Genomic DNA, 1,590 nt, shown 5'->3' on the forward strand with positions numbered 1-1,590 from the left:
TTGCATTAGTATCAATAAACCCGAATCTCTATATACTAACACTTGACTATTCAAGAATTCACCGGTGTATACGATATACATCATATAAATGAAAAGCCCAGCTATGAAGGTCGAGCGAATTTTATACATTCTTTGTCTGTTAATGGAGCGACCGAGAAACGTTGAGTCAATTATCCGTGCCATGTCAGAAGACCACCGGTTTGACTGGCATCACTACTCAAAAGAGACGATCTATCGCGACATAAAACAGTTGCGCAACTCTGGCTTTAAAATCGACCACTCCAGGAAATCAGGCACATATGAAATTAAATCCATCCCGGTCCGTCTCGATTTTGAGCCGGGCGAAATTGTTGCACTTGCCGTTGCCTGTCGCACCATCCCCGAAGAGGCCGGAATGCCTTATGCAAAAGAGTTGTCAGGCGCCCTTAACAAAATCTCAGGCCTTTTATCCCCGGAAAGTAAGCAGACGCTGGCTACTAACCCGTATTTTCAAATGAAGTTTAAGCCCGTGGCGGATTACAGCTCTCACCAAGGCACCATAGAGAAGATAAGGCGCGCCATTGCAGCCGGCAGAGAGATCGAGATGGTCTATTACAGCGCAAAAAGCGACAAAGAGCAAAAGCGGGTTGTCGATCCATATGAGCTTTATTTCAGCGAAGGCGGGGTAAGGCTCGAAGCTTACTGCCACGTAAAACGCAAAGTTTTGGAGTTTAGAGTCGACCGCATAAGAGAGCTAAAGGTGCTGCCGATCCAGGCGGGGGCGCCGGTGGGCGACGGCAGTTTTACGTTCAAGCTCTGGCTCGATCAACGGCTGGCGAGATCCATAGGCGAGCGGTTCTCAGACCAGAAAACCGAGCTAAACGAGGACGGCTCCTCCACCCTGACCGCCCGGTCAACAAACCCGTTTCGCCTTATCCTTCAGGTGCTCGCCTATGGCGAGCACGCCAAGCTGCTCGAACCTGTGCATCTTAAAAGACGCATGGCCGTAATCGCCGAACAAATGGATAAATTGTACGCGGGCGAGTAGGCGGTTTTTGGCTTTAGAGCAGGTAGTCTTGGTGTCATGCAATAGCGACCTCTACACTTTCGACCTCCCCCGCTCTTTTGGGAATCTCATCTTCTCTTCCATGCTTTTTTAGCACATGAATGTATCCCTCAATAGCATCTTTTATATTTTCACTGACCGTTGACAGACTGACTGACTGCAACTGCGATCTACATTTAAATGTTGCTTGCCTTATAACCTGTTGTCTTCTGAGATTATAAAAGAAGTATACCAAAAATGTGCCAAGAAATTTTTAACTGTCAAACAGTTGACAGTCTGCTTTGCTATTATTATCTTATCGGTTACATCTGGGGTAGCCGTATCTTGTTTATATCGTTGCGCAGGGGGCAAATGGCAGTTTTGCGTTATTTGGCGCTACAATTGTATAATAAGTGTACGAAGTTTGAAGGAATAGCCGCTTCGCACGTCGAAACATATTAAACAATCGAGTTGTTGTTATCCAGACGGTTGGGGGCAATGAAAATGAAAATCACCAGATTACTTTACAAGTTGGCAAGAATTAGCCGGGATGCTGAGGTTGTCGC

General features: G+C 46.5%; 1 protein-coding gene. It reads left to right on the forward strand.

From position 1 onward, the window contains the following. Positions 1-88: 88 nt before the first annotated feature. The gene (locus COY37_RS02055) at positions 89-1,027 is read left to right on the forward strand and encodes a helix-turn-helix transcriptional regulator (protein WP_286975797.1); all 939 of its coding nucleotides are present in this window, start codon (positions 89-91) and stop codon (positions 1,025-1,027) included. Positions 1,028-1,590: the final 563 nt, after the last annotated feature.

The organism is Candidatus Aquicultor secundus (genome assembly GCF_002791875.1).
In the GTDB taxonomy this organism is placed as follows: Bacteria; Actinomycetota; Aquicultoria; order Aquicultorales; family Aquicultoraceae; genus Aquicultor_A; species Aquicultor_A secundus.

Bases quoted from the DNA above. Each gene is read 5' to 3' on its own strand.
- COY37_RS02055 (WP_286975797.1), top strand. From the start codon at position 89: ATGAAAAGCCCAGCTATGAAGGTCGAGCGAATTTTATACATTCTTTGT.